This window comes from Burkholderia sp. BCC1208 (assembly GCF_902833095.1).
Taxonomy (GTDB): domain Bacteria; phylum Pseudomonadota; class Gammaproteobacteria; order Burkholderiales; family Burkholderiaceae; genus Burkholderia.
The window spans coordinates 267,182-293,411 of the sequence record NZ_CADFDY010000002.1; the positions used below are offsets into that span (position 1 = coordinate 267,182).

30 protein-coding genes and 3 pseudogenes are annotated in these 26,230 nt (G+C 67.0%); 16 read left to right on the plus strand and 17 right to left on the minus strand.

The window, feature by feature from the left end; all coding sequences use genetic code 11:
- Positions 1–397: 397 nt before the first annotated feature.
- The 3 genes from HWX09_RS06025 to HWX09_RS06035 form a co-directional block, all read right to left on the minus strand.
- On the minus strand, positions 398–1,555 hold the full coding sequence (locus HWX09_RS06025) for an iron-containing alcohol dehydrogenase (protein WP_027782707.1): 1,158 nt from the start codon (positions 1,553–1,555) through the stop codon (positions 398–400).
- Positions 1,552–1,887 (minus strand): putative quinol monooxygenase, encoded by a 336-nt coding sequence (locus HWX09_RS06030; protein ID WP_027782706.1) that lies wholly within the window; start codon positions 1,885–1,887, stop codon positions 1,552–1,554. Before HWX09_RS06030 ends, HWX09_RS06025 begins: the two co-directional genes overlap by 4 nt.
- Positions 1,888–2,127: 240 nt before the next feature.
- On the minus strand, positions 2,128–2,847 hold the full coding sequence (locus HWX09_RS06035) for an SDR family oxidoreductase (protein ID WP_027782705.1): 720 nt from the start codon (positions 2,845–2,847) through the stop codon (positions 2,128–2,130).
- A 135-nt stretch (positions 2,848–2,982) separates the two neighbouring features.
- Between HWX09_RS06035 and HWX09_RS06040 the strand changes: the two genes are divergently transcribed.
- The gene (locus tag HWX09_RS06040) at positions 2,983–3,960 is read left to right on the plus strand and encodes a LysR family transcriptional regulator (protein WP_027782704.1); all 978 of its coding nucleotides are present in this window, start codon (positions 2,983–2,985) and stop codon (positions 3,958–3,960) included.
- Between the two features lie 11 nt (positions 3,961–3,971).
- Here HWX09_RS06040 and HWX09_RS06045 read toward each other — a convergent pair whose 3' ends face one another.
- Positions 3,972–4,091: an SDR family oxidoreductase gene (locus tag HWX09_RS06045; RefSeq protein ID WP_230469083.1), complete on the minus strand. Its 120-nt coding sequence runs from the start codon at positions 4,089–4,091 to the stop codon at positions 3,972–3,974.
- A 22-nt stretch (positions 4,092–4,113) separates the two neighbouring features.
- On the opposite strand from HWX09_RS06045, the pseudogene HWX09_RS06050 reads away from it, so the two are divergent.
- The 3 genes and pseudogenes from HWX09_RS06050 to HWX09_RS06060 all read left to right on the plus strand — a co-directional run.
- Positions 4,114–4,416 (plus strand): annotated as a pseudogene (locus HWX09_RS06050) (LysR substrate-binding domain-containing protein); the annotation flags it as partial.
- 256 nt (positions 4,417–4,672) lie between these two features.
- Positions 4,673–6,061: a nucleobase:cation symporter-2 family protein gene (locus HWX09_RS06055; RefSeq protein ID WP_027782702.1), complete on the plus strand. Its 1,389-nt coding sequence runs from the start codon at positions 4,673–4,675 to the stop codon at positions 6,059–6,061.
- 217 nt (positions 6,062–6,278) lie between these two features.
- Positions 6,279–6,704, plus strand: a complete 426-nt coding sequence (locus HWX09_RS06060) for an NUDIX hydrolase (protein ID WP_027782701.1) — start codon at positions 6,279–6,281, stop codon at positions 6,702–6,704.
- 60 nt (positions 6,705–6,764) lie between these two features.
- Here HWX09_RS06060 and HWX09_RS06065 read toward each other — a convergent pair whose 3' ends face one another.
- The 3 genes and pseudogenes from HWX09_RS06065 to HWX09_RS33525 all read right to left on the minus strand — a co-directional run.
- The gene (locus HWX09_RS06065; protein ID WP_080681281.1) at positions 6,765–6,977 is read right to left on the minus strand and encodes a hypothetical protein; all 213 of its coding nucleotides are present in this window, start codon (positions 6,975–6,977) and stop codon (positions 6,765–6,767) included.
- A gap of 284 nt (positions 6,978–7,261) precedes the next feature.
- Positions 7,262–7,777 (minus strand): hypothetical protein, encoded by a 516-nt coding sequence (locus tag HWX09_RS06070; RefSeq protein WP_027782700.1) that lies wholly within the window; start codon positions 7,775–7,777, stop codon positions 7,262–7,264.
- Positions 7,750–7,994: pseudogene (locus HWX09_RS33525) on the minus strand (IS3 family transposase); the annotation flags it as partial. The gene HWX09_RS06070 and the pseudogene HWX09_RS33525, both read right to left, overlap by 28 nt.
- 88 nt (positions 7,995–8,082) lie before the next feature.
- On the opposite strand from HWX09_RS33525, the pseudogene HWX09_RS06075 reads away from it, so the two are divergent.
- Positions 8,083–8,662, plus strand: a pseudogene (locus HWX09_RS06075) (NAD-dependent epimerase/dehydratase family protein); the annotation flags it as partial.
- 4 nt (positions 8,663–8,666) lie between these two features.
- Here HWX09_RS06075 and HWX09_RS06080 read toward each other — a convergent pair.
- From HWX09_RS06080 to sctJ, 7 genes are all read right to left on the minus strand, one after another.
- Entirely contained in the window at positions 8,667–9,056 is a 390-nt protein-coding gene (locus HWX09_RS06080; protein WP_027782698.1) for an HrpB1 family type III secretion system apparatus protein, read from the minus strand.
- Positions 9,057–9,131: 75 nt separating this feature from the next.
- A complete protein-coding gene (gene sctT / locus HWX09_RS06085) occupies positions 9,132–9,938 on the minus strand; it encodes a type III secretion system export apparatus subunit SctT (RefSeq protein WP_034185278.1) in 807 nt (268 codons plus the stop codon).
- 51 nt (positions 9,939–9,989) lie between these two features.
- The gene (locus tag HWX09_RS06090) at positions 9,990–10,475 is read right to left on the minus strand and encodes a type III secretion system protein (RefSeq protein ID WP_027782696.1); all 486 of its coding nucleotides are present in this window, start codon (positions 10,473–10,475) and stop codon (positions 9,990–9,992) included.
- A 15-nt stretch (positions 10,476–10,490) separates the two neighbouring features.
- Positions 10,491–11,882 (minus strand): type III secretion system ATPase SctN, encoded by a 1,392-nt coding sequence (sctN, locus tag HWX09_RS06095; RefSeq protein ID WP_027782695.1) that lies wholly within the window; start codon positions 11,880–11,882, stop codon positions 10,491–10,493.
- Between the two features lie 51 nt (positions 11,883–11,933).
- Positions 11,934–12,935 (minus strand): type III secretion system stator protein SctL, encoded by a 1,002-nt coding sequence (sctL, locus tag HWX09_RS06100; protein WP_027782694.1) that lies wholly within the window; start codon positions 12,933–12,935, stop codon positions 11,934–11,936.
- Positions 12,929–13,684 (minus strand): type III secretion protein HrpB4, encoded by a 756-nt coding sequence (locus tag HWX09_RS06105; protein WP_027782693.1) that lies wholly within the window; start codon positions 13,682–13,684, stop codon positions 12,929–12,931. Before HWX09_RS06105 ends, sctL begins: the two co-directional genes overlap by 7 nt.
- Positions 13,685–13,736: 52 nt before the next feature.
- The gene (sctJ, locus tag HWX09_RS06110; RefSeq protein WP_027782692.1) at positions 13,737–14,531 is read right to left on the minus strand and encodes a type III secretion inner membrane ring lipoprotein SctJ; all 795 of its coding nucleotides are present in this window, start codon (positions 14,529–14,531) and stop codon (positions 13,737–13,739) included.
- A gap of 89 nt (positions 14,532–14,620) precedes the next feature.
- Here sctJ and HWX09_RS06115 point away from each other — a divergent pair, with 89 nt between their 5' ends.
- Positions 14,621–15,673 (plus strand): RNA-guided endonuclease TnpB family protein, encoded by a 1,053-nt coding sequence (locus tag HWX09_RS06115; RefSeq protein WP_027782691.1) that lies wholly within the window; start codon positions 14,621–14,623, stop codon positions 15,671–15,673.
- A gap of 18 nt (positions 15,674–15,691) precedes the next feature.
- On the opposite strand, the gene HWX09_RS06120 is transcribed toward HWX09_RS06115, so the two are convergent.
- Both HWX09_RS06120 and HWX09_RS06125 read right to left on the minus strand, forming a co-directional pair.
- The gene (locus HWX09_RS06120) at positions 15,692–16,090 is read right to left on the minus strand and encodes a serine kinase (RefSeq protein ID WP_027782690.1); all 399 of its coding nucleotides are present in this window, start codon (positions 16,088–16,090) and stop codon (positions 15,692–15,694) included.
- A 28-nt stretch (positions 16,091–16,118) separates the two neighbouring features.
- Positions 16,119–16,688, minus strand: a complete 570-nt coding sequence (locus HWX09_RS06125) for an HrpB1 family type III secretion system apparatus protein (protein WP_027782689.1) — start codon at positions 16,686–16,688, stop codon at positions 16,119–16,121.
- 376 nt (positions 16,689–17,064) lie between these two features.
- On the opposite strand from HWX09_RS06125, the gene sctU reads away from it, so the two are divergent.
- From sctU to sctS, 6 genes are all read left to right on the plus strand, one after another.
- On the plus strand, positions 17,065–18,123 hold the full coding sequence (gene sctU / locus HWX09_RS06130; protein WP_027782688.1) for a type III secretion system export apparatus subunit SctU: 1,059 nt from the start codon (positions 17,065–17,067) through the stop codon (positions 18,121–18,123).
- A gap of 5 nt (positions 18,124–18,128) precedes the next feature.
- Positions 18,129–20,105, plus strand: a complete 1,977-nt coding sequence (locus tag HWX09_RS06135) for an FHIPEP family type III secretion protein (protein WP_027782687.1) — start codon at positions 18,129–18,131, stop codon at positions 20,103–20,105.
- Positions 20,068–21,066 carry a type III secretion system protein SctP gene (sctP, locus tag HWX09_RS06140; protein WP_230469081.1) on the plus strand — a complete coding sequence of 333 codons (999 nt, stop codon included), beginning with the start codon at positions 20,068–20,070 and terminating at the stop codon, positions 21,064–21,066. The genes HWX09_RS06135 and sctP overlap by 38 nt, the downstream gene beginning before the upstream one ends.
- A gap of 76 nt (positions 21,067–21,142) precedes the next feature.
- Positions 21,143–22,198: a type III secretion system cytoplasmic ring protein SctQ gene (gene sctQ / locus HWX09_RS06145; RefSeq protein WP_230469080.1), complete on the plus strand. Its 1,056-nt coding sequence runs from the start codon at positions 21,143–21,145 to the stop codon at positions 22,196–22,198.
- The gene (sctR, locus tag HWX09_RS06150; RefSeq protein ID WP_027782684.1) at positions 22,185–22,841 is read left to right on the plus strand and encodes a type III secretion system export apparatus subunit SctR; all 657 of its coding nucleotides are present in this window, start codon (positions 22,185–22,187) and stop codon (positions 22,839–22,841) included. Before sctQ ends, sctR begins: the two co-directional genes overlap by 14 nt.
- Positions 22,842–22,849: 8 nt before the next feature.
- The gene (gene sctS / locus HWX09_RS06155; protein WP_027782683.1) at positions 22,850–23,113 is read left to right on the plus strand and encodes a type III secretion system export apparatus subunit SctS; all 264 of its coding nucleotides are present in this window, start codon (positions 22,850–22,852) and stop codon (positions 23,111–23,113) included.
- Here the strand turns inward: sctS and HWX09_RS33530 are convergent.
- Positions 23,083–23,268 (minus strand): hypothetical protein, encoded by a 186-nt coding sequence (locus tag HWX09_RS33530; protein WP_230469079.1) that lies wholly within the window; start codon positions 23,266–23,268, stop codon positions 23,083–23,085. The two genes, sctS and HWX09_RS33530, sit on opposite strands and share 31 nt — an antisense overlap.
- Here HWX09_RS33530 and HWX09_RS06160 point away from each other — a divergent pair.
- The 4 genes from HWX09_RS06160 (at position 23,260) to HWX09_RS06175 (ending at position 26,140) form a co-directional block, all read left to right on the plus strand.
- Positions 23,260–24,312 (plus strand): helicase, encoded by a 1,053-nt coding sequence (locus tag HWX09_RS06160; RefSeq protein ID WP_230469078.1) that lies wholly within the window; start codon positions 23,260–23,262, stop codon positions 24,310–24,312. The two genes, HWX09_RS33530 and HWX09_RS06160, sit on opposite strands and share 9 nt — an antisense overlap.
- Positions 24,313–24,432: 120 nt before the next feature.
- Positions 24,433–25,473 (plus strand): HrpD5 family protein, encoded by a 1,041-nt coding sequence (hrpD5, locus tag HWX09_RS06165; RefSeq protein ID WP_230469077.1) that lies wholly within the window; start codon positions 24,433–24,435, stop codon positions 25,471–25,473.
- Between the two features lie 23 nt (positions 25,474–25,496).
- Entirely contained in the window at positions 25,497–25,757 is a 261-nt protein-coding gene (locus HWX09_RS06170; protein ID WP_011660757.1) for a hypothetical protein, read from the plus strand.
- A 173-nt stretch (positions 25,758–25,930) separates the two neighbouring features.
- Positions 25,931–26,140, plus strand: a complete 210-nt coding sequence (locus tag HWX09_RS06175) for a hypothetical protein (protein WP_006765597.1) — start codon at positions 25,931–25,933, stop codon at positions 26,138–26,140.
- Positions 26,141–26,230: the final 90 nt, after the last annotated feature.

A 26,230-nucleotide genomic window follows, 5' to 3' on the forward strand; every position in this document is an offset into this window, starting at 1 on the left:
AAGGAAGCCGATTTTCGCTCACGGCGCGGATGAACGCACGCGGCTTCGGCGGTGTCGGTCGCGTTCCGGCCGATAGTCAGTATCGGCCCGGCGCACACCGTCGCCCGTGCGCTGCTTTGGTACCATCCGTCGATCGGCAAAAATCGAACCGGAAGATAAAAGGCGCGCTTTCATGGATTTGTTGGCGACGATGCGTATCTACGTCAGGGTCGTGGAGCGCGGCGCTCAACGTGCTGGTGCACGCGCAGCGGCCGCTGCCGCCGCGCGTGCGCGCCGTCGTCGATCTGCTGAAAACGGCGTTCCCGCCGCTGCTGACGAAGCACGACCGGTAGCCGTCACGCCTGCAACGACTTCCCCGGTTCCTTCACGTGCGCGTCGACTTCCATGTGCCGCCCCCTCACCAGGCCTGCCGGTAAATCTCCAGCGCGTCGGCCGCGGTCACCTCGCGCGGATTGTTCACGAGCAGGCGCGTCTGCAGCATTGCGTCCGACGCCATCCTCGGCAGGTCGTCCTCGCCGACGCCGACCTCGCGCAGCGCGCGCGGAATCCCCGTCGCGACGATCAGCCGGTCGATTTCCGCGATCAGCGCATGCGTTTTCGCTTCGTCGCTGCCTGTGGCCGACGGCGCGACGATGGCCGCCAGTTCGGCATACAGCGGCGCGGCGGCCGGCGCGTTGAAGCGCAGCACGTGCGGCAGCACGAGCGCATTCGACAACCCGTGCGGCACGTGGAAGATCCCGCCGACCGGATAGGCCAGCGCGTGTACGGCCGCGACCGGCGCATTCGCGAACGCCTGCCCCGCGAACATCGCGCCGACCAGCATCGCTTCGCGCGCATGCCGATTCTGCCCGTCGTCGCATGCGGCCAGCAGGTTGCGCGACAGCAGCGTCAGCGCGTGCGTGGCCAGCATGTCGGATACCGGATTCTTCAGCCGCGCGGACGTGTACGCCTCGATCGCATGCACCATCGCGTCGATACCGGTGGCGGCCGTCGCCGCGCGCGGCAGGCCAAGCGTGAGTTCCGCGTCGAGAATCGCGACGTCCGCGAACAGGTGCGGCGACACGACGCCCATCTTGCGCGCCTCGCCAACCGTGACGATCGACACGGCCGTAACCTCGGAGCCGGTGCCGGCCGTGGTCGGCATCTGCACGAGCGGCAGCCGCCCGCCGGCGACCTTGTCCACGCCGTACATGTCGGCCAGCGCCTGCCGCCCCGGCGCGAGCACCGCAATCAGCTTCGCGACGTCCATCGACGAGCCGCCGCCCAGGCCGAGCACGATCTCGGCATCGGCCGCGACGGCCCGCTCGGTCGCTTCGAGCACCACGTGCTCGGGCGGATCGGCGATCACGTCGTCGATCACGGTAACCTGCCAGCCGTGCGCGGCGAGGCTCTCCAGCGCGGGCACGAGCACGCCGCTGCGATGCAGGAACGCGTCGGTGACGACGCACAACCGCACGAGCGCCGGAAAGCGTTCGCGCAACAGCGCGCCGAGCCGGCGCGCGGCGCGGAATTCGACGATCTGCGTCGGAACGGTACGGAATTGAAACGGGTTCATCGGGTGCCTCCCGGTGGCGTCGCCGTGCCGGTGTCCGGCTGCACCATGTAGCGGATCACGTCGCGACGATCGAGCAACGGCATGATCGCGCCGACACCGATCCGCTGAAAATGCGGCGTTTCCCGATGCACGTCGAGGCCGTCGGCATCGCTGTAACGCTCGAGGATCACGATGTGGTCGGGGTTTTCCGGCGAACGGAAGTACGCATAGTCGAGGTTTTTCGGCTCGGTGCGCGTGGCCGGCGCGAGTTCGGCAAGCAGTTCGACCACGCGGTCGCCGTTGCCGGGTTTCGCGAAGAAATGCGCGATGACCTGCAGATAGGGTTCATTCATGCTGCGCTCCATGTTCGACACAAGCCCGTCGCGACGGGAGCGCACCCCATCCGCCATGAACCGGATGGATTCAAACGCGATGAGGTGGCACCGTATCAGTGACGCGTCGTCGCATTGTATTGAATCGGCACGGCCTTCGCAGTGCCGCGACCGGGCCGCGGACAGCAGGCCGAATCGCGCAGCACGTTAACGGCGAGCCGGAACCTGGCCGGCCGCCGCGCGCTTGCGCCGCCACCCCGGCTACCAAGGCACCGTCCGCCCCAGATAGTCGAGGTATTCGAGCCCGGGCCGCGCCCGCTTCGCCAGCAGCACGTCGACGAGGCTCGGCACGCTCTCGTCGATGGTCAGGCGCGCATCTGGGCCGCCGAGTTCGGTGCGGACCCAGCCGGGCGCCATCAGCGCCATCGCGCGGCGCGTATCGGCCTGACGCGCCGCGAAGCTGCGCATGAACTGGTTCAGCGCGGCCTTGCTGCCGCGATACACCTCGCGCATCCCGCTGACGTTGTTCGCGACGCTGCCCTGTCCCGACGACATCGCGCCGATCAGCCCGTCGTCGGTCACCAGATCCTGCAGCGTCTCGATCGCACGCATCGGCGCGAGCGCATTCGTGATCATCACGCGCACGAATTCGTCGGTCGTCACTTCGCCGATCGTTTCATTCGGATCGTTGGTCGTGCCCGCATTCACGAACAGCATGTCGAAGCGCCGGCCCGACAGACGCTCGCGCAGCGCAGCCAGTTGCGCGGGCTCGCAGATGTCGAGCGTGCCGATCTCGATGCGGCCGTCGAAGCGGTCGGCCAGGTCGTGCAGCTTCGTGCGCCCCGATCCTTCGCGCACGGTACCCGTCACGTTCCAGCCCTTCTTCACGAATGCCTCCGCCATCGCCAGCCCGAGGCCGCGCGACGCCGCAACGAGCAGGATCGTGGGAACGTTTCGTCGATTCGATTCCGTAGATTGCATGGGTTTTTCGCCTTTGCCGTGTTTCGTCATGCGCTCACTATAGGCGTGCACCACGACATGCGCCAGACGCACCGAATGCAATCCATCATTGCACCAGACGCCATGTCAAACCGCATGATGGCGTATCCTGTCCGCATGGAAGACATCGACCTGAACCTCGTCACCGCCCTCGACGTGCTGTTGTCGGAAGGCAGCGTGACCGGCGCCGCGCGCCGGCTGGGCCTGAGCACGTCGGCGATGAGCCGCACGCTCACGCGGCTGCGCATCGCGACCGGCGACCCACTACTCGTGCGCGCCGGGCGCAAGCTCGTGCCGACGCCGCACGCAGCCGCGTTGCGCGACCGCGTGCATGCCGTCGCGAGCGACGCGCGCGCCGTGCTTCGGCCGGCGGCCGCCGACGTCGATCTCGCGACGCTCACGGCCACGTTCACCATCCGGGCGGCCGCATCGTTCATGGAAATGCTGGCCGGCCCGGTCGTCGCCGCCTTGGCCGACGTCGCGCCGCACGTGCGTATTCGCTTCGTCCCGAAGCTCGGCCGCGATCCGCAAGCGCTGCGCGACGGCACCGTCGACCTGGAAATCGGCAAGCGCGGCGACGACGCACCCGAACTGCACACGCGCATGCTCTTTCACGACTGGCACGTCGCGGTGGCGCGCGCCGGGCATCCGCTGTTCGCGTCGGCCCGTATCACGCGCGCGCGCTATGCAGCCTGCCGTCACGTCATTGCGGCCCAGTTCGGCGATTTCGGCGGGCCGGCCGACGGCTCGACCGGCGAGACCGATCCGGGCCTCGCCGTGCACGTCGTCGTGCCGGGCTATCCGGACGCGATGCGTGTCGCGGCCAGCACCGACCTGATCGCGCTGGTGCCGCGCTCGAGCCTCGGCAACGCATGCTCGCCCGGGCTCACCGAAGCCCTCGGGCTATGCAGTTTCGAGATCCCGGTCCGCCTGCCGTCGATCCTGGTGTCCGCGCTGTGGCATCCGCGCATGCACGGCGACCCCGTGCATCGCCGCCTGCGCGACACGGTCATCGCCGTCTGCCAGCGCGCGTATCCGGATGCCCGTCCGCCACGCGCCACGGCGCGCGGCACGGGCGCACGCGCCGCCGGCTGAAGTCGCGCGGCTCAGACCAGCCGACCGCCGCCGTCGATGTGCAGGATTTCGCCATTCATGAAGCGGTTGCCCAGCAGGAACGCGATCGCTTCCCCGACTTCGTCGGCGCGGCCGAGGCGGCCGCCCGGCAACGCCGCGGCGGCGCCCGCGTATGTGGCGCAGGCACCGAGGATCCGCCGTCCGGAAGATCTCGCGAAGCACGAGTATGTCGGTTACGCCCGCGCGGACATCATCGGCAGCGATCTGACCTTCGCGCGGGGCGACGAGAAGGTGGGCGTCGCGGTATGCGGCCGGTGTCGCGTGAACAGTTCGATCGCGCTGCGCGAATGCTTCCTGGCCGGCCACGCGGTCGGCAGCGCACCGGCGTGGCTGGTCCAGGATCTGATCGACGCCGGGCAACTCGTCCGGCTGCTGCCGAAGTGGCACATGCCGTCGCACACGCAGCATCTCGTGTACGCGTCGCGCCGGCATCTGCCGCTGCGGACCCGCACGTTCCTGCAGTTCATGGCGCAGCGCATTCCGGAACTGCCGGGTTCCGCGCCATGGCGACGCCACCCGCGATCGCCACGCAGCCCATGTGCCGATCGCCGGACGCCGATCCGGCTTCCTTTCTGCGCGCCGCCGAATCTCCACCATTGCGGGCCGGCGCGACGGCGCCGGCAGGCCCTTCGGCTAAAATGCCGCACTTTCCACCTTGTCCGGCCCGCTCGCCATGCAACCCGCCTCCTCCGCCCCATCCGCCTCCCACGGCGCCGACGCCGCAGAATCGGCCCGCGACCTCGTCTACGGCCCGAACGACCGGCCGGCGCCGATGGTCGCCTTCGTTGCCGCGCTGCAGCACCTGCTGGCGATCATCGTGCCGATCGTCACACCGGGCCTGCTGATCTGTCAGGCGCTCGGCGTGTCCAGCCGCGATACGACCCTGATCGTGTCGATGTCGCTGGTGATTTCCGGCATCGCCACCTTCGTCCAGTGCAAGCGCTTCGGCCCGCTCGGCGCCGGCCTGCTGATCGTCCAGGGCACCAGCTTCAACTTCGTCGGCCCGCTGATCGCCGGCGGTAGCCTGATGGTCAAGCAGGGCACGCCGGTCGAGACCGTGATGGCCGCGATCTTCGGCGTCGTGATCGCGGGGTCGTTCGTCGAGATGGGCGTGTCGCGCATCCTGCCGTTCGTGAAGCGCCTGATCACCCCGCTCGTCACCGGCATCGTCGTGCTGCTGATCGGCCTCACGCTGATCAAGGTCGGCCTCATCAGCATGGGCGGCGGCTACGGTGCGATGGCCAAGGGCACGTTCGCGAGCGCGGAGAACCTCACGCTGTCGGGCCTCGTGCTCGGCACGATCATCCTGCTGAACCGCGTGCCGGTCGTCTGGGTGCGCAGCACCGCGCTCGTCATCGCGCTCGCGATCGGCTACTGCGCGGCCGCGTTCCTCGGTCGCCTCGACTTCACCGGCATGCACCAGGCCGCGCTGTTCCAGGTGCCGACGCCGCTGCACTTCGGCATCGGCTTCTCGTGGGCGCTGTTCGTACCGATGCTGATCATCTATCTCGTCACGTCGCTCGAAGCGATCGGCGACGTGACGGCCACCAGCAAGATCTCGAACGAGCCGGTCGAAGGGCCGGTGTGGATGCAGCGCATCAAGGGCGGCGTGCTCGTCAACGGGGCGAATTCGCTGCTGGCCGGCGTGTTCAATACGTTCCCGAGCTCGGTATTCGCGCAGAACAACGGCGTGATCCAGATCACCGGCGTCGCGAGCCGCCACGTCGGTATCTGGATCGCGGGCATGCTGGTGGTGCTCGGCCTGTTCCCGGTCGTCGCCGGCGTGCTGCAGGCCGTGCCCGAGCCCGTGCTCGGCGGCGCGGCGATGGTGATGTTCGGGGCGGTGGCCGCGTCGGGCATCAATATCCTCGCGGGCGTCCACCTCGATCGTCGCGCGCTGCTCATCATCGCGGTGTCGCTCGCGCTCGGCCTCGGCGTGTCGCAGGTGCCGGACATTCTGAACAGCCTGCCGCATGCACTGAAGAACGTGCTGGAATCGGGCGTGGCGACGGGCGGTATCTGCGCGCTCGTGATGAACTGGTTCCTGCCGGAAAAGAAGTAAAGGCGATCGCGGTGCGGACCGCATGACGACGTGGCGCGCGGGACGGGCCGGGCCGGTCGTCGTGCCAAACGGCATCGGCAGTCCGGCGCACGGCCCCGCCGCCGGCCTTGTGCATTGGACGTGCACGTAGCGTACCGACCGCGCATCGGCGGCAATCAATCGTCAAACCGCGTCAGGCCGCCTTGGCCGATCGATTTGTGCTGGTTAGAATCGCGGCATGCCCCAAACCCTCGCGCCCGACCAAGCCCCCGAAACGACTGCCGTTCCGATCAAGGAACGCGCGACCGTCGTCTGCTATCGAGACGCGCGCGTGTTGCTCGTCACGCGTGCCGCGTCGCGCTGGGCCCTTCCCGGCGGCACGATCAAGCGCGGGGAAACACCGCTCGAAGCCGCGCATCGCGAATTGTGCGAAGAAACCGGCATGACCGGCCAGGATCTGGTGTACTCGATGCAGTTCACCGGGCTCGCGAAGATCCATCACGTGTTCTTCGCGGAAGTCGGGCCGGACCAGACGCCGCAAGCGAGCAACGAGATCGAGAAATGCAAGTGGTTTCCGATCGACAGTGTCGACCGTCTGCGCGCGAGTATTCCGACGAAGCGAATCGTCGAACTCGTCTACAACCACGAAATCCGCAAGACGTAACGCGCCCCGAGCCGTCGGCCGGCTCGAGTCGATTGTCGTGAATCAGCGGCGCGCGAACGCTCAATGCGCGCGCTTTCTTCGCAGTTCGCGTGTGGAATAGACGACGAGGAAGATGCCCAGCATCGCGGCGCCTGACGCCATGAAGTCGTTTGCGCTGCCCGAGCTGCGCAGCGCCGCCGGGAAAATACCCAGACTCAATCCTGCACCAGCAAGAAGCAATCCTGCTGCCACACCCCAGATCGGTCCGACGGTCTTGTCGATTTTGTTTTGCATACAGCACCCTTCTACGGTCATGACCTGGCCAGCATCGGTACCGCACCCCTGACCAGCCATTCCACTATAGCCGGGAAAAAAATCACTGCGTTTCAGTGCTTTTACCGATCAAGTTTTTCCAATCTCGACCGTGAGCACGGTTTGGATCGCGCAACTGCTTCGCGTTCAACCCGGTGCAGCCGATGGGGAGCGGTGACAGCCATCGTCCTTCCCGCGCAGTCGAGCCGCCGCGTCGTGAGTTGCCGGCGCGCCAATGGCGCGGTGACGACGCCGGCAACCTCGTCTCATTGAAGCGGCGGATTTGCCAGACCGCCCAGCGCGGTTCGCGCCTGTTGGACCCGCGCAAGCACGCCGGGATCATTGGGGACATCGAGCCTTGTCCCGCGCGCGTCGCCCGACGATGCCGACCTGAACAGGTTTTCCTCCCAGTCACAGATCGCATAGACGCTGTCGCGAATCGATGTATCAAAATCGACCGGATTGGTCGGCTGACCGAGCGCCGGCAGCCCTATTCGACCCAACAGCGCGGAAACATTGGCGACGACGGTCCTTCTCGTTTGGCCAATGACATGGTTGTCCGCAATATTCTTCATGATCCAGTTGTACGGAACGTAGTGCTTCAGCGAGCCGTTGTTGTCCCCATCCGTCTTGCTGTAACGAGGGTTGCTCACCGGGCGGTCGATGACGACATTACCGATCGTCTCATCAAGCCAGTTTTGCGCCTGATCGTCATAGCGAATCCGACGATTGAAAGCGATCCGGTTGTCGCAACGCGGAACTCGAAGCCGTCCGAACACCATCGCTGACTGCTACGCACGACGGCCACCTTGCCACCTTGCCACCGTGGCGACGTCGGGGTCGAGGCCGAGCGGGACGATATTGCACAACAGTCCCACGCCCGGCGATGCCCGTGGCCGGGAGAATCGCCGATGACCCGGCGAATTTCCTCGACTGCGGCCGCGTCGTCGGCCTCGATTGACGGTCATCACGCGACGTCACCGGACGTGACAGTCGCGCCGGAGAAGGTTGGATATTGCACCGCGGCCCGATCTTTCCGAGCCAAAACAGGAGCACCGATGGGCGATCCCACCGCAAATTCCCGGATCAGGTGCGAACCACCGTTCGTTCGCTCGCGCGCGAGACGCAAGTGCGCGCGCAGCTCGAAAGAGGCGGCGCAGAACCCGGAGACCGTCTGTCATTCGTCGCGGCGGATCTCCTCGCCGACGACGGCTGGCAACAGGCAACCGCCGGCTGCGCCTACGTCGTGCATGGCGCGTCGCCCACGCCGACCGGCACGCAGACGAGCGAAGACGATTGGGCCAAGCCCGCCGTGGCAGGCACGCTGCGCGTGCTGCGTGCTGCGTGCGGCGCTTGACGCCGGCGTCAAGCGTGTCGTGCTGATCTCCGCTTTCGGCGCGATCTGCGCCGGACACGGGCCGATGAGCCGCCCGTTCGACGAGACCGACTGGAGCAACCTGGCGACCGCCGACGTCTGGCCTTATCAGAAGTCGAAGACGTTGTCGGAACGCACGGCGTGGGATTTCGTCGCGCGAGAAGGACGCGGCATGCAACTGTCCGCGATCAATCCGGTGACGGTTCTCGGGCCCGTGCTCGGCGACGACTATTCGCACTCCATCCGCCTGATCCGGGGCATGCTGGACGGCCAGCCTGGCAATCCGCGAATCACACCTATCCGCGCCCGATCGCGGGCGCTGCGAGCAGCGCCTGGGCGGTGCGCGTCGCCATCGGGTCGTCGGATTTGTACGCCGCCGCGTAGGCATAGGTACGCCACGATGCATCGCCAAGCGCGTAACGACATACAGCCGCGAGCGCCATGCCGCGCGACGACAGCGTGCCATCGCGCTCCACCCGGCGCAATTCGCTCAGCGCCTCGCCCCAGGCGCGTGCACGCACATGCCACCAAGCCAGCACCTCGCGCATTTCGCCGTTCCCGGGACGCAGCACCGCCATCGCATCGAGCAGGTCCTGAACGTCCGAAAACGTATCCAGCGCCGCGCCGGCCCACAGCACGTCCATCATCCCCGTAACGATCACGTTGTCGCTCAACGTCTCGATCATGTTCTTCTCCAGGCTTTTTCAGCCAATCGCCACCGACGAACGCATATTTGCGCCCGCTCGCGCATTCAGCGCGTTTCACTTGCCGCTCGCGAGCGCCTTCGCCTCGGCCGCGATGCCCACGAGCGACAGCTGATCGCGTACCTGATCGATGAAAATCGCCGCCATCAGGGCGAGCATCAGGATCGTGAGCGCGCCTTTCACGGGCTGCGCCAGCGACGGCAGATCGAGCTTTTGCGACACCTTTCCGGTAAAGCCGAAGCCGATATCGATCAGCAGCAGCATCAGCATCATCGGCGTGGCGAGCTTCGCCACCGTTTCCATCAGCGAGTCGGTCTTCAGCAGCACGAACGATTCGAGTACCGCCCCCCCGGCCGGCGTGAGGTTCGCAAGCGGCCACCAGGTATACGATTCGTAGATCGCGCCGAGCAGGAACGTCATGCCGCCCAGACACCAGAACGCCGCGATCGCGAACTGGCTCAGGAGCGTGGAAGTCAGCGACGTCTGCTGCCCCTGGCTCGAGTTCTGCATCTGCAGTTGATTGAAACCGGTCAGATCGTCGACGTACGTGCCGACGCTTTCGGCGGCCCAGAACACCGTCGACGCCGCGAAGCCAAGGCCGACGCCGATCAGCGCCTCCTTCAACCCGATGCCCACGAGGATCATCGCCTCCCCCTGCTCGAGCAGGCCGCGTTGCCCGTAGGCGATGAAGCTGCCCCACAGCAGCGCCAGCGCGGTGCGCACGCGGCCTTGCACGACGTTGTCGGACGTCGGCGGAAAAATCATCATCAGGACCATCAATCGTTCGCTGCAAAGGCCCAGCACGATCAGAAACCTGACCAGTTGGTGGCTCGATTCGATCGATGCGAATGTAATCTCGCTCATTTCAGTCGCCTGTCGTTCAATGGATGCCGGCTGGCGAGCGCGCTCGCCGCTTCAAAACGCCGGGTTGGGTCGGCGGCTCTCCGATGTTTCCTCGTCCTGCGCGTCCTCGATCGCGAGCTCGATGGCCTTGACGAGCGTGTCGCGCCGCTTGCCGTAGATGTCGATGCGGGCACGGTTGCGCAGGATCTCCGTGCGCAGCGTCCCGATCTGCGCCTCCTTCGCCGCCAGCGCCTGCCCGGCCTGCGCCGCCCGGGCCTCGAGCATCGCGTGCTGCTCGGCCGCGTGCGCCCGGAATTCGCGCAGCTTCAGATACTCGTCGGCCCGGAAGGAAACGCCGCCGAGCATCGCGTCGATCTTGCCATCGTGCGCGGCGAGCCCGGCCGCATGCGCGCGCACCGCCGCGCGGCTTTCCTCCAACGCGTCCATGAGCCCCTGCAGCTCGCCGCGCAAACCGCCCAGCGCCGCATTGAGCTTGCGATCGAGCTGACGGCGACGCGCGAGCACGCGCTCGAACGCGGCAACGCGGCGGTCTTTCATCGCTTGCCTCCGGCGTCAGGACTGCACGATCTCGTCGAGGGCCGCGAGCGTGTCGCCCGGGTCGACGAGCAGATCGGTCGGTTGGCCGAGGAAAGCCCGAATCGCGTCGATCTTCGCAATGGCTTCGTCGGCCAGCGCATCGGTGCCGCTCTGATACTCGCCCACCTGCAGCAGCAGTTCGACCTCCTTGTGCTTGGCCATCAGCCGCCGCACGTGCCCCGCCGCCGCCACGTGCTCGCGCGGCACCACCTGCGTCATCACGCGCGACAGACTGCCGAGCACGTCGATCGCCGGATAGCGGTTCTGTGCCGCAATCTCGCGCGAAAGAATCATGTGGCCGTCGAGAATGCCCCGTACTTCCTCGGCGATCGGGTCGCCGCCCGATTCGTCCTCGGCCAGCACGGTATAAAGGGCGGTGATCGAGCCGTGCTCCGAGCGGCCCGCGCGCTCCAGCAGCCGCGGCAGCTCCGCGAAGATCGACGGTGGAAAGCCGCGCCGCGTCGGCGGCTCGCCCATCGCCAGGCCGATTTCGCGCTGCGCGCGCGCAAAGCGCGTCAGCGAATCCATCATCAGCAGCACACGCATGCCGCGGTCGCGGAAGTATTCGGCCACCGCCGTTGCCGCGTAGGCTGCCTTCGCGCGCTCGATCGACGAGCGATCCGACGTCGCGCAGACGACGACCGAGCGGGCCATTCCGTCGGGCCCGAGAATGTGCTCGCAGAATTCGCGCACTTCGCGGCCGCGTTCCCCGATCAGCGCGATGACGTTGACGTCGCAGCGCGCCCCGCGCGCGAACATGCCCATCAACGTACTCTTGCCGACGCCAGCCGGCGCGAAGATGCCCATGCGCTGGCCCTCGGCCAGCGTCATCATGCCGTCGACGACGCGCACGCCCGTCGGCATCGGGGTATCGACGACGGGCCGCGACATCGGATCGGGCGGATCGGCGATGACGGGCTGCCACTCGTCGCATTCGAGCGGCCCCTTGCCGTCGATCGGCTCGCCCAGGCTGTCGATCACGCGGCCGAGCAGGCGGGGGCCGATGCGCAGCGAAAGCGGACGCCGGAGTCCCACCACGCGTGTCGCGCGCGACACGCTGCCGAGCCTGCCGAACGGCGAGAGCAGCGCGACGTCGCGCGAGAAGCCGACCACCTCGGCACGCTGCAGCAACGCGCCGTCGGGCGAGCGCAGCTCGCACAGCTCGCCGAGCGTCGCGTCGAGCCCCGATACGCGTACGAGCGTGCCGATCACTTCCTGCACCTTGCCGCATGCCGCGGGTTGTGCGCGGGCGCGCAGTTCGCGCTCCATCGCATCCATCAGCGCCGAAAAGCCGCGTACGGCCCGTGGCTGCGCGATGCGCACCCCGCTCGCTTCGTCGGTTCCGAAATCGTCCGCGCTGTCGATCATGGCGCTCCCTTCCTTGTCATGTCTTCTTCCGTGTGCCGCTCGAAGGCCGGTTCAAATGGACATCGCGTCGGCGTCGGCATACGCGGCATCGGCCCAACGCTCGTCGCGTGGGTCGCCCGCCGTTTGCAGGGCCGCGGCATCGTCTTGCCAACCTGCTTCGTCGCCGATGTCGTCGTCGCCATCGCCGCCGTCGTCCGCGTGCGCATCCGGGTCCGCCAGGCCGTCGCCGGCTGCGACGGCGTACTCGCCGATCGGCACCTCGGCGTTGCCCGCGACACAAGCCTGCGCGTCGACGGCTTGTGCGTCGTCGCCGGGCCGCGCATCCGGCGCCTCGCGCCAGCAGTCCTCATCCACGCTTCGCACCGCGCGCGCCAGGGCGCCGCGCATCGCCGCCAAGTGCAGCGACAAGCTCGCGTCGATCGCGCCCAGGTCGGTTTCGGCGACGCATGCGCCGGGCGCAAGCGTCGCGTCGGCCGCCACGCACAGCCGCACGGAGCGCCCTGCCTCGCGCCACGCCGCGGCCGCTTCGTCGAAGGCCGCGCTCGCCGCGGCCAGATCCGACGGATGAACACGCAGATGAACGGGGCTGCCGTCGGCGACGATCCGCTCGACCGTCGCGGCCGCGCGCGCGAAAAGCGCCTTGGGATCCACCGACGCGACGATCTGCTCGACCGCCAGCGTCACCAGCCCGGCCAGCCGGTCCTGCTGCCCGGGCGCGAGCCGGCAGGCTTCGGCGTGCGCGGCCGCCGCGCGTTCGTGCCAATCGGTCAGCCCCCGCCGCAAACCGTCGTCGTAGCCCCGCTCGGCCGCTTGCGCGAACTCGCGCAGGGCACGCTCGACGAGCTCGTCCGCGCGGGCGCGGGCTTCGTCGAGCAGCATGCGGGCCTGGGCGCGTGCCGCGTCCAGCGCCTCGTCGCACTGCCGGCGCATCTCGGCGTACGCCGCATCGATCTCGACGATCGCCGCGACGCGTTCATGGCGCAGGACGTCGCCTTCGACGCCCACGCCGAGGTCCGTGCCTTCGGCCTGCGGATTGCGTAACCAGATCACCATGACCCCTCCGGAAACAAGTCGGGCAGTTGCGAGACGATCGAAAGGCTCGGGCTCGCGCCTTCCGAAGACGGTCGTGACAGCGGCAACGAAGGGGACGGCAACGCACCCCCGTCGTCGCGCGCCGGCATGGCCAACCGCAGGATCGCGAGCGGACTACCCGGCGCCCATCGGCAGTCGTGCTCGAACAGCCGAAAACCCAGCCACGCGAGGGCATCGCCATCGGCCGCGTCGAGCGGCGCTTGCATGACCGATGCCGCGTGGCGTGCGCGCGCGGCGAGCGAGCGCGCATCGCCGGCAAGCTCGCGTCCGCGCGCGAAGAGCAGATTGACGCCGCGCCCCCCGATCCAGCCCGTCAACTTCTCGCGACGCGGCCGGTCGATCCAGGCGCGCAATGGCTCCGCCTGCTCCACGAGCGCGCGCAAGCGGAACACGGTCAGACAATCGTGCGCCGGCAGCAAGGCAAGCGCCGTTTCCGGCGCGTTGAACGCGGCAAGCGGCGGCGCGGGCATGCCCCATTCGTCGAGCAGCGCATCGGCAAGCGCCTCGGCCTGCGCGGGGCTGCATGCGCCGAGCCGGTCCGCACAGGGCACGCGTGCGAGGCACGTCGGATGCATCCAGTCGAACAGCGTACGCCGGCGCCGATGGTAGGCGGCCAGTCTCGCCGCCACGGCCGCCGGCGTCTCGCCGTTCGGGGCGGCAACGCTGTCGGCGGCTGCGTCGTATGCATCGGCTGCGTCGTATGCGCTCATCATCTGCTCACCGTGCTTGCCATGCCGGCCATGCGATCGTTCGGATCGAAGGTCATGCCGGCGCTTTCGCCGCACGCCCAGCCCGGCGCGCGAGCAGGCCCGCAAGTCCGCCGCCGCCCTTGAGCAGGTTGCCGCGCAAGAACGCGAAGCCGCCGGCGATCATCAACAGCAGCACGCCGAGCGCGCCGCCCGCATAGACCACCCAGCCGTCCTGCCGGTGCGGGTGGGCAGGTGGATCGAGCGCATCGGCCGGCACGCTCGTCACGCTGACCTGATCGTAGGTCAGCCCCTCTATGCTGTGCACGACCAGGTTCTTGATCGCCGGCGTCATCCGCTCGAGATTCGCGTCGGGCCGGTACTTGATGAAGACCGATGCGGACGACGGCTTGACCGACTGTGCGAGCGGGTCGTTGTTCGGCAGCACGATCTGCACGCGCGCCACGACCACGCCGTCGATCTTCGACAACGTGTCATCGAGTTCCTGCGACAAACCGTAAATGAAGCGCACGCGCTCCTCGGTCGGCGTGGAAACGAGCCCGTCCTTCTTGAACAGCGAGCCGAGGTCGTCGAATTTCTTGCGCGGCAGGCCGCGTGCGCGCAGCACTTCCACGGCATGCACGATCTGCTTTTCGTCGACGCTGACCGACCAGGTCTTGCCGCCATCGGGCGTGCTCTTTTGCGCGTCGACGCCGGACATCAGCAGCGCGGCCGCCATTTCGTTGCAGTCGCTTTCGGTCAATTGCCCGTAGAGCTCCTGCTTGCAGGCTGCAAGCGACAGCACGAGCGCCGCCACCGCGACGAGCCGCCATGCGGCGGGCAGCTTCGAAGGCATGAGGTTCGGTTTCATCAGTTGCTCCGAGAAACCCCGTCCTTCAGAACGGGGAGGAAAGGATTGCTGTTGACAGACAGCTTTTTCCACGGGGTAGGATCACCGACATGATCCTTGTCTACCGCTACCGCGTGAAGTCGCTCAACGGACTGCTCAACAAACAGAGCCGCGCGGTGAATTACGTATGGAACTTCTGCAATGACACGCAGAAGCACGCGCTCAAGTGGAGCAAGAAGTGGCCGACGGGATTCGACTTGAATGTGCTCACCACTGGTAGCAGTAAGGAACTTGGCATTCACTCCGGCACGGTTAACGCAACGTGCGAGCAATATGCGAAGTCGCGCAGCCAGCGTCGTCGCCCCTACCTGCGCTATCGCGGCAGGAAATCGCTTGGCTGGGTGCCGCTGAAGGGACGTGACCTGAAGCGCGAGGGCGACGCGTTTCGCTTTGCCGGCAACACGTTTCGCGTGTTCAACAGCCGACCGCTTCCCGAAGACAAGATCAAGGACGGGACCAACTTTGCGCAGGATGCACGCGGCAACTGGTTTCTCAACATCGTGATCGAGATGCCCGATGTGCAGGCCCGCCCGATCCGTTCCGGTGTGGGCATCGATCTCGGCTTGAAAGACTTCGCCACACTTTCGACCGGCGAGAAGCTGCCTAACGATCGGTTCGGTCGATGCGCGGCCGAGAAACTCGCGAAAGCGCAACGGGCGCGAAAGCACAAGCGGCATATCGCGAAGCTGCACGCCAAGGTCGCGAATGCGCGTGCCGATTTCCAGCATAAGCTCGCGCTCGATCTGGTGCGGCGTTTCGATTACATCGCGGTCGGCAACGTGTCGGCCGCAAAGCTCGCCAGAACCAGGATGGCGAAGAGCGTCTACGACGCATCCTGGTCGTCCTTCCGAAACAAGCTCCGCTACAAAGCGATCGCGCACGGAGTCACGTTCGAGGAAGTGGACGAAAGCGGTTCTACCCAGTCCTGTTCGTCGTGCGGGTCGAAAGACAGCACGACGCGGCCGAAAGGTATCGCGGGACTGCGAGTAAGAGAATGGGCCTGTAGTGACTGCGGTGTCGAGCATGATCGAGATACCAACGCTGCGTTGAACATTCTCCGATGCGGACGTGCATCGCCAGGTGTGGGAATCCTCTCCCTTTAGGGAGACGAGGACGTCAAGTCACTGGTTCTTCATGAGCGTCTGCACGGCGTCCTTCGACGACTGCACGGTTGCCATCTTCACCTGCAGATCGGCATTCAGGCTTGCGATCTCGAGCTGGATGGTCATGTCGGCGGCGGCAAGGCGCTCCATCGACAGCGCGCTCATGTGCTGAGTCATATAGAGCACGTCGTTCGGCACTTGCCGGTAGTAGTCCGCCTGCTCCTCGACTGCTTTCGTCACGAGGTCCGCGCGCTCGGTCGGGTGGACGGCTGCCGCATGCTGGCGCTCCGAAGCCATCATCGCCTGGAATTTGTCGACGAGCGGCTGCGATACCGCGTCCGCATTCGGCGCCGCGGGCGTCGTGCCGGTGACGCGCGCCAGTTCGTACTGGAGTTGCGATGCAGTCGTGATGCTCATTTCGTTTCTCCTGGTAGGGGCAACAGGCTCAGACGCGCATGTACTGCATCGTCAGCAGCATGTCGCTGGATGAGGACGACGGCGTCGCGACCGCTTCGTCGTCTTCGGCATGCGCTCCGTTCTCGAACGCGAGCGCGGAATCCGGCGCAACGAAGCGGCCCGTGCGCTTCGCGGTCGCGACCGCCTGCTTCAGCTCCTCGCTCGCAAGCAGAACCTTCGCGAGCCGTTCGACCTCTTCGTTGCCGCCTTCCTCCAGCAGGTGTCGGGCCTCCTCCTGCCAACCGAACTCCTGGCGGGCCTTCAGGCACTGCAGCAACATTCCCTTGCTGGCCGGCAGGCAGACCGAGCGCTCGACCAGATCGCGAAAGAGCCGTTCGGCCTCGCTCCATTCCTCGCGCACCAAATGCAGCCAGCCGTCGAAAAACGCGAATTCGGCGGAATCCGGGCGCAACAGATGCAGTACTTCGACGAGGTGCTCGAGATCGTCGATATCGACTTGCTCCGGCGTGCCCGCGCGGGCCATTGCCACCCTGACCAGGTCGACGATCGCGCCGACGACTCCCGATGGGCACTGCGGCCGATCCTTCAGAACGTCCATCCTTTCCCCCAAGGAAATCAGATTCGATCCGATGGGCCACACCCGATGAGGCGTGGCCTTCCGTTGACGCTAAGTTACGCAACGCGATGGGCGCGCCACCTGCCGGGCACGAAGTCGCACAACGAATTGCGAAGCGCCGCATGCGATGGGCGCCGGTCGGTGCCGCTGCCGCGAACGTCTGCGCTCGTGCCCGCCGCCACGCGGGTTGCCTTGCTCATGCGGCCTGCGCCCGAGCGACGCGCCGTCGCGCCGCCTCGCTTCGCAGCCCTCGTCCTTGCTTCGCATCGCCATCGCGCCGGATACCGCGGCGCCGCTAACGTTGCATCGGGCCGCCCCATCCCGGGTGCGCGCCTGCGACAAGCGAAGGACAGCGGTCATGAGCGACGAGAAAACCGAAGAGCCCACAGACAAGAAGCTGGACAAAGTCCGCGAGGAAGGCCAGGTCGCGAAGAGCTCCGACCTCGTCGAAGTCGCGTCGCTCGGCTCGATCGTGCTCGTGCTGACGGCGGGCCAGCATTACCTGGCCGATACGCTGCGCGCGATCGTCAAGGAGGCGGTCGATTTCACCCACGGCGAGCGCGAGTTGCAGGACCTCTGGACCGTCCTCGTTCATATCGGCCTGCAGGCGCTCGGCCTGCTGTGCGGGATCGCGGCCGTTGCGCTCGTCGCCGCCATCATCGCGCTCGCCCCCCAGACGGGGCTCAAGTTTTCGCTGAAAGCCGTCATGCCGAAGCTTGCGTCGGTCAGCCCCGGCTCCGGCTTTCAGCGCATCTTCTCGATGAACTCGGCCATCGACCTCGCGAAGATGGTCGGCAAGGCCGCGGTTCTCGCCGCCGTCATGTGGCAGACGATCAAAAGCGCGATGCCCGTGGTGGCGAGCGCGCTCGATCAGTCGGTACCGCAGTTGATTGGCGTGCTGTGGTCCGTGCTCATGCATGTGGTCGCGGTCGCGCTCGGCGTGTTCGTCGTCATTGGCGCGTTCGACTACAAGCTGCAGAAGTGGCTCTTCATCCGCAAGAACCGGATGTCGAAAGACGAGGTGAAGCGCGAGCACAAGGAGAGCGAAGGCAACCCCGAACTCAAGGGCGAGCGCAAGCGCATGGCCAGGGAGATGTCGCAGGAAGGCCCGAAAGGCGGTGTCGCGCGCGCGAACGTCGTCGTGGTCAACCCGGTTCACTACGCGGTCGCGCTGCGCTACGACCCGGCGGAGTTTCCGCTGCCCGTCGTCCTCGCCAAGGGCCTCGACGAGCAGGCGCTGCGGCTGCGCCAGCAGGCGATGCACGCGCGCGTGCCCATCGTCGCGAACCCGCCCGTCGCGCGCATGCTGCACAAGGTGCCGCTCAATCAGCCGATTCCCGAAGAACTGTTCGAAGTCGTCGCCGCGATTCTTCGCTGGGTGGACGGCCTCGCGCCTCAAACCGCCACCACGGAGTAGTGGACATGTTCAAGACCATGAAACTGCCCGGCATCGGCGAGGCCGGCATCGCCGTCCTGCTGATCGCGATCGTCTCGCTGATGATCCTGCCGCTGCCCCCCGCCATCATCGACGGGCTGCTCGCGATCAACATCATGATCAGCATCACGCTACTCATGGTGACGATGTACGTGGGCCATATCGCCACGCTCTCGGCGTTCCCGTCCGTGCTGCTCTTCACGACGCTTTTCCGGCTCTCGCTGAATATCGCGTCGACGAAGTCGATCCTGCTGCATGCCGATGCCGGCGAAATCATCGAAAGCTTCGGCCAGCTCGTCGTGGGCGGCAATCTCGTCGTCGGCCTCGTCGTGTTCGTCATCATCTCCGTCGTGCAGTTCATCGTGATCGCCAAGGGCTCGGAGCGCGTCGCCGAAGTGGGGGCCCGTTTCACGCTCGATGCGCTGCCCGGCAAACAGATGAGCATCGACGCCGACTTGCGCGCGAACATCCTGACGCCGGACGAGGCCCGCAGGAAACGCGCGAGGCTCGCCATCGAAAGCCAATTGCATGGCGGCATGGACGGCGCGATGAAGTTCGTGAAAGGCGATGCGATCGCCGGCCTCATGATCACGATGATCAACATCGTCGCGGGCATCGCCGTGGGCGTCGCCTATCACGGCATGTCGGCCGGCGAGGCGGCCAACCGCTTCTCGGTCCTCTCGATCGGCGACGCCATGGTCTCGCAGATTCCCTCGCTGCTGATCTCGGTGGCCGCGGGCGTCATGATTACGCGCGTGGACGAAGGCGGCGACCATGGAAATTCCTCCCTCGGCGAAGACATCAGGCGCCAGTTCACGAGCAGCTCGCGCGCGCTGTACTTCGCCGCGCTGCTGCTCCTCGGCTTCGCCGCCGTGCCCGGTTTTCCGGCGGCGCTCTTCGCGCTGCTCGCCGGGCTGCTCGGCTTCGTCGGCTACCGTCTGCAGAAAAAGCAGGACGGTCCGGCCAAAGGCGCCGGCAAGCCCGTAGGGGCACTGCAGCGCGCCGGTGCCAAGGGTGACGCGCCCTCGATCCTGCCGCGCCCGCCGCAGTTCACCTGCCCGCTCGGCGTGCGCCTCGCAGCCGATGTCAGCGCGCGTCTCGCGGCCGATGCCCTTGACCGTGCGTTCGACGCACAGCGCCATGCGCTGCAATCGGAAGTCGGCCTGCCGTTCCCCGGCATCATGATGTGGTCCGACGGCACACTGCCCGAAGACAGTTACGAAGTGCTCATCTTCGACGTGCCGCAAGGACGCACCACGCTCGCCGAAACGCGCGCGGTACACGCGGCGGCCGACGGCGGCGCCGCGGACGCGCCTGCCGCCGCCGCGACACCGGAAGCATTGATTGCACGCCACACGATCGACCTGCTGCGGCGCAATGCTCATCTCTTTCTCGGCATTCAGGAAGCACAGTGGATGCTCGATCAGCTCAACGAGGACTACCCTGGACTCGTCGCGGAAGTACAAAAGGCACTGCCGCTGCAGAAGATGGCGGACGTGCTGCGCCGGCTGCTGGAGGAAGGCGTGCCCGTGCGCAATATCCGCAGCATCACCGAAAGCCTGATCGTCTGGGGACCGAAGGAGAAGGACATGCTGATGTTGACCGAATACATCCGCATGGAGCTCGGCCGGCTCATCGCCTATCGCGCGACGGGCGGCGTGCGGGATTTGCCCGTCGTACTCGTCGACGTTCAGGTCGAGCAGCACATCCGGCAGTCGATCAAACAGACCCCCACGGGCAACTTCCTCGCGCTGCCGCCCGACGAAATCGCCCAGCTCGTCGGCAAGATCGCCGACATCGTCGGCGATACGCCGCGCCAGCCGCTGGCGCTCGTCGCCTCGATGGATATCCGGCGCTACATCAAGCGCATGATCGAGGCACCGCTGCCCTGGCTGCCCGTGTATTCGTACCAGGAGCTCGGCGCGTATGTCGATCTCCAGCCCGTCGGCCGCCTGGCGATGTGATCGAGCGAGCCGCGCCATGCACTCCTCCGCCCTTCATCGCGCCCGCGTCATCGCGGCGCCGGCCACGCACACCGATCCCGCACCCGAGATGCCGGCCGCGCAGTTGAGCCGCCAGGCCGCCCTTTTTCAGCGCCTGCGCGAAGGCGTGCGCGAAGGCGCCTCGGAAACGCCCGGCGACGAGCAGCCATGCGCCGCACCGGCCGCGCCTCCCTTCGCCGAGCAAGCCGCCCCGCTCTACCCGGTCGCCGGGTTCGCCGCGGACGAACATCGCGACGATGCCGGCAGCGGCGAGCGCGACGACGACGCACAGGCCGGCTCCGGCGACGAACGCGATGACGCTGCCGCGCACGCTCCATCGGCAGCGCAGGTGCCGGCTCCGGTACCTGCGACGATTCATCCGCCCATGCATTCGACGATGCGCGTACCGGTGCATTCGGCCATGCATGCGCTCATGCATGTGCCGGCCTATTCGACGATGCCCGCGCCGACGTCGATGCCGGCGCGCGGCGCGGCGCCGCCGTCACCGCCGAGGCCGCCCAACGCCCGGCCATCGACGGCTGCGCCGGACACGCCGCGCGTACAAGCCGCGCGCGGGCCGCAGCGCCCCGGAACAGGCGGCCCGCACGCCGTGGTCGCCGTGCGGGCACCGGCGCGCACGGGCCAGGAAATGAACCGGTTCGTCGATTCGATCGTCGCCGAGGTGTCGGACTTCTGCGCCAATCCGATCGTGTTCGAAAGCGGCGACTGGCAGATCACGATTCCCGTCGATCCCGCGCTGCTGCCAGGCTGCACGTTGAGCCTCGCGCTTTCGCATTTCCAATTGACGCTTCGCTTCGACACCACGGACGCACGCTCGCGCGAACTAATCTCACAACATGCAGCGACGTTGCGCGCCAGCCTCGAAGAAGTGATGCAAAACCGCTTCGACGGCGCGCGCAGCGTCGAGATCATCGTCACGTAAAACCAATATGGACACCACACGAACGCTACTGACGGACCACGTTGCGGCGGGCGCCCAAGCGCCGGCGGCGGCCGTCTTGCTCGATCCCGCGCGGCTGCCCGCGCTTGCGGCCGCCACCGCGCGCCAGCATCGGCTCGCCGTCGACGCGCGCCTGAGCGCACTGCTCGCTCACGCACTCGGCGTCTCCGCCTTCAGCGTCGGTGCGCACGATTTCGTCGAGCCGGAGCGCGCCGCCGTCGTGCGCGTGCGCTGGGGCATGGAGACGGCCTCGGTACGCATCGACGTCGGACAGCACACGGGGCTCGCGAGCGTCGTCGCGTCGGACGAGCCCGTCAACGAGCGCTTGCGCCATGCCGTGTGCGCCATCCTGCTCGATCCGCTGCGGCGCGCGCTGCAAGCGCTCGGCTTCGACGGCGTGGAAGTCGTCTCGCTCGAACGTGCCGCGCGTCAGCCGCCGAGCGCGCCTTGCTGCGCGCTCTCGCTGCGCGTCGGCGATACCCGCTTCGATGCGGTTATCGAGCACATCGACAGCGGCTGGCTCGACGCGCTCGAAACGCTCGTGGCCCGGCAATGCACGCCGTTCGCCACCCACGTCAGCGAGATCGCCGTACCGGGCCGGCTGCAGATCGGCGAGAAAACGATGAACGTGACGACGCTCGATTCGCTGCGCGCGGGCGACGTCATCTTGCGTGCCGTACCCGAAGCCACCCGCGCGCTCTTCGCGAGCGAGCGGTCGTCCGCCCCGATGCAAGTCGTCTGGGGCCGCTACGGGACGCGGCAGCTGCGCGCCGTGGCAGACGTCACCCACCACCTGATGACCTTGAGCGAGGACCCCACCATGAGCCACGAGACGCAGTTCAACGCGCCGCTTACCGATTCGATCGACACGCCCGTCGAAATCAGCCAGCTGGACCTGCCGCTGAAGCTGGAGATCGACACGGTTTCGATGCCGGTCGCGCAGCTCTCGGCGCTGCGCGCGGGCTATGTGCTCGAGCTTCCCACCGCGCTGCCCGATGCGCGCGTGCGGCTCGTCACCTATGGGCAGACGATCGGCTTCGGCGAACTCGTGAGCGTCGGCGATCATCTCGGCGTGCGTCTCGTTCAGCTGTCGCGCGGCCATGGTTCAGTTTAGCGATCTCACCGGGCTGCTGATCACCGTCGTCGCGATCAGCCTGATCCCGTTCGTCGCCATGGTCGCGACCTCGTACGCGAAGATCGTGGTCGTGCTCGGGCTGTTGCGCAACGCGCTGGGCGTGCAGCAGGTGCCGCCGAACATGGTGCTCAACGGCATCGCGGTCCTCGTCTCCGCTTACGTGATGGCGCCGATCGGCATGCAGGCCATGCAAACCATGCAGACGATGCACCGTACCCCCGGCGGCGACACGTCGCTCGTCGTGCTCGATGCCTTCGATGCGGCAAAGGAGCCGTTTCGCGCCTTTCTGAAGAAGCACGCGCACGAGCGCGAAAAGCAGTTCTTCGTGCGCTCGGCAACCGTGGTATGGCCGAAGGACATGGCGGCGAAGATCCGTGAGGACGACCTCATCGTCCTCGCCCCGGCCTTCACGCTGACCGAGATGGCCGACGCCTTCAAGATTGGCTTTCTGCTGTACATCGCATTCATCGTCGTCGATCTCGTCATCGCCAACGTGCTGATGGCGATGGGCCTGAATCAGGTCCAGCCAACGAACGTCGCGATTCCGTTCAAGCTGCTCTTGTTCGTCGTCATGAGCGGCTGGTCCACATTGATTCACGGTCTTGTCATGACCTATCGCTGAGGCGCACCATGGAAACCGATACGCTCGTTCGCATCACCTCGCAGGGCCTGCTGCTCTGCCTGTCCGTCTCGATGCCGGTGGTGGCCGTCGCCGCGCTCTCCGGCCTCGCGATTTCGTTCGTGCAGGCCATCACGTCGATGCAGGACCAAAGCATCTCGTACGCGGTGAAGCTCGTGGCCGTCGTGGCCACCGTGCTCATGATCGGCGCCTGGGGCGCCGCCGCGATCCTGCGCTTCGCCAATCAGATCATCACGCTCGCGGTGCCGTCGTGAATTCGCCGATCCGCAACAACCACGGCCACCACGCCGCCGATCTCGCGCAGCAGGCGCAGGCCGACGCCGAGCACACGGGGCAGATGACCCAGGCGCGCGGCTTCACGGGCGCGAAGGTGCAGCACACGAAAATGCAGCGCGTGCGCATGCAGCACAACAAGATGCTCGCCGCCGCTTTCTACCGCGGCAAGCGTTTTGCCGAAGGCATGCACAAGCCGCCGGCCCCTTCCGCGCAAAAGCTGATGCGCCAGCTCGGCCAACGGCCGCGGCCGGGGGGGTCGGCGAAGGCGCAAGGCAAAGACGCATCGGCTCACGAACGGCCGGACGACCCGCACGCGCTCGAGCCCAGGCACGAGCACGAGCACGAACACCCGCACGAGCGCGAACGCAAGCACGAGCAGGGGCAGCAGCAAAAGCGCGAGCGCGATCGGCAACACGGCGACGGGCAGCAACAGCATCGCAACGGCCATGGGCACGATCGCGGCTCGAATCAGCAAGGCGAAGAGCAGGGGCAGCCGCAGCAGCGTGCGCCGCGCGACGGGCAGCCTGAGCGCGACGGCCGTCAGTCCGGCGAAGGCCGCGACAAACCGCGCAAGTTCGCGATCGGCAAGGCGGGCCGGGCCAAGGCCGCCGCGCGCAGCCAGCCGCTCGCGGCCACGATGCAACTGCTCGCGAGGCAAAGGCTCGGTGCGCCGGACTTGCCGGCCGAGCTCGCGGCGACGTGCGCGAAGGAGGTGCTGCGGCTTGCCGCGCAGATCGAGCTGGGACCCTTGCTGGCGGTGCCGATGCTGCTCGCCATGCGCTCGCCGATGGCGCTCCGGCGCAATGCCGCCCGGCTTCACGCGCACCGCCATGCGGCACTGATGCAAAGCGCCGCGACCCCGGGCAAGGCCGCCGCGGTGGCGGGGCTTCTCGGCGTATCGCTCGACAACACGCTCGCGCGCCAGAGCGCGGGCATCGAATACTCGTACGACGATCAATCGATCGCGGCAGTGAAGCAACGCATTCTCGACACGCAAGCCGCGCTGCCGGCCAGCGGGGCACCAGCCGGTGCCGCCGTCACGGGCGGCGCGACGGGCGGCGCGATCGGTGGTCAAATCGGCGCCGCGCGGCAAGAGGCGGCCAAGCCCACGGCCGGCGCTTCGGATAAGACGTTCGAAGTTCGCATGGCGCCGGCTGCGCCAACGGCAAAACCCTAAACTGATTTCGACGGTCAAGGCCTGGCGGCCCGATGCGCGAAGCAGCGAAACGCCGGAGCGACGACCAGCAAGAGCAACCGCAACCGCATGACACACGTCGGATACACGGATACCACGATCATGAAAGCGCTTCGAGTACTGACCGGCACCCACGCCGGAGCCCAGGTCCGGCTCACGAGCGGCGCCTACCGGATCGGCGCCACCGAGCACGCGGATGTCTGCATCAGCGACTGGACGGTCGAGGACATCGAGCTTTGCGTGGGCGAGGACGGTGTGGCGCGGATCCGCTCGGCGAACGGCGACGAGGTGCTCGTGGCGGACTTCGTGGCCGTGCCGTTCGGCGATGTCGTGTTGTGCGTGGGCCCCGATGGCGAAGTCTGGCCGCGCGATCTCGATTTGCTGGCGGGCCTCTGGAAGACGGCCGAGCCGCCTGACGCCGACACCGCGACGGGGGCTGACGCGGAAAGAGGCGCGCCGGATCGGGGCCCGGCCCATGCGGACGAAGCCGGCGCCGACCATGCGCCGGCCGCTTCGCCCAAGGTGCGCTGGCGCACGGCCGTGCTGGCGCTCGCCTGCACCGCTGCGATCGGCGGCATCGCCGTGGCCGGTGTGATGTTCGCGGGCACGCAGTCGAGCGAAGCGGCGAGCGTGAGGTTCGACGCCGACGCGCTCGCACGGCAGTTGCAGGAGGCCCTGCACCGCGAAGGCCTCGGCGATCTGCAGGCAATGGCACGCACGAACAGTGTGGCGGTGCGCGGCATCGTGACGAGCACCGACGAAAGCGCGAAGGCGCAGCGGATCATGGACAGCCTCGCGCGCGGCAAGGTGCGGCGCGAATACGACGTCGCGCAGCAAGACGTGGACAACATCCAGCAGTCGCTCGCCAGCACGGGCGCGGCAGTGAGTTACCAAGGCCACGGCATCTTCCGCGTGAGCGGCAGCGTGCAGTCGATGACGACCTTCCGCACGCTGATAGCAGGTATCAGGGCCGACCTCGGCGACAACGTCAAGCGCGTCGACGTCGATGTCAAGGAGGCGCAGGCGCTCACGCCCGATGTCGAGTACACGGCGGTGATCGCCACGGGCGGGCTGCGTTACATCGAGACGCCCGACGGCACGAAGCATCTGTTCGCGAGCAGCAGGGACGAAGCAAACAATTGACCTCGACCACCAAAGGAACCGACATGTACGACGCATTGCTTCCCATCGCGCAGGATCTGAACGCGCTCGATGCCACGCTCTCGGCGCCCGACGGCGCGCAACGGGTCGCGCGCATCGCGGCGGCCTTCGATGAAACCGCGCGCCGGATCAGTACGGCCACGCAGTCCGCGGCCGACGAGCGCGAGCGGCTCGATCTCCAAAAGCTCTATCGCGGGATGATCGCGGCGCGCCGCATCGTGCTCACGCTGCAGGAGCGCCACAGCGCCCGTGGCGCGGCGCTTTGACGGCATCCGCGGCGATACGGAAGACGGTTGAACAGTTTGCAGTTGCAGCATCCGGCTGCGCGTCAGCCGGTCCGGACCGGCGGCCACCACGGCCAAGGGCCTTTTACCGAAGCATCAGGCGTCAACCCATAGCAGTGCTTTTTCCATCACTTTCTTGATAAGGGGAATACATCATGTCTTCATCGATCGGAAGCTCGGGCGTCTCGCAAGCCGGTTCGCAAAACGCCGACATGGTCGGCCAGATGCAAGCCATGGCCAACCAGAACAACGCCATGACGATGGCCGCCATGCAGATCAACATGCAGCAGCAGGAAACGTCGGCGCTCGCGTCCGTCGGCAACAACGGCGCGAAGAACATCGCCGACGCCGCGAAGGGCCAGTAAGCCACTCGCGTTGCCGCGGTCCGTTCGCGCGAGGGGCACGAAAGCGGAAAGCCTGGCTTTCCGGCTACGTGCCCCCGCTTTTTTGCAAGC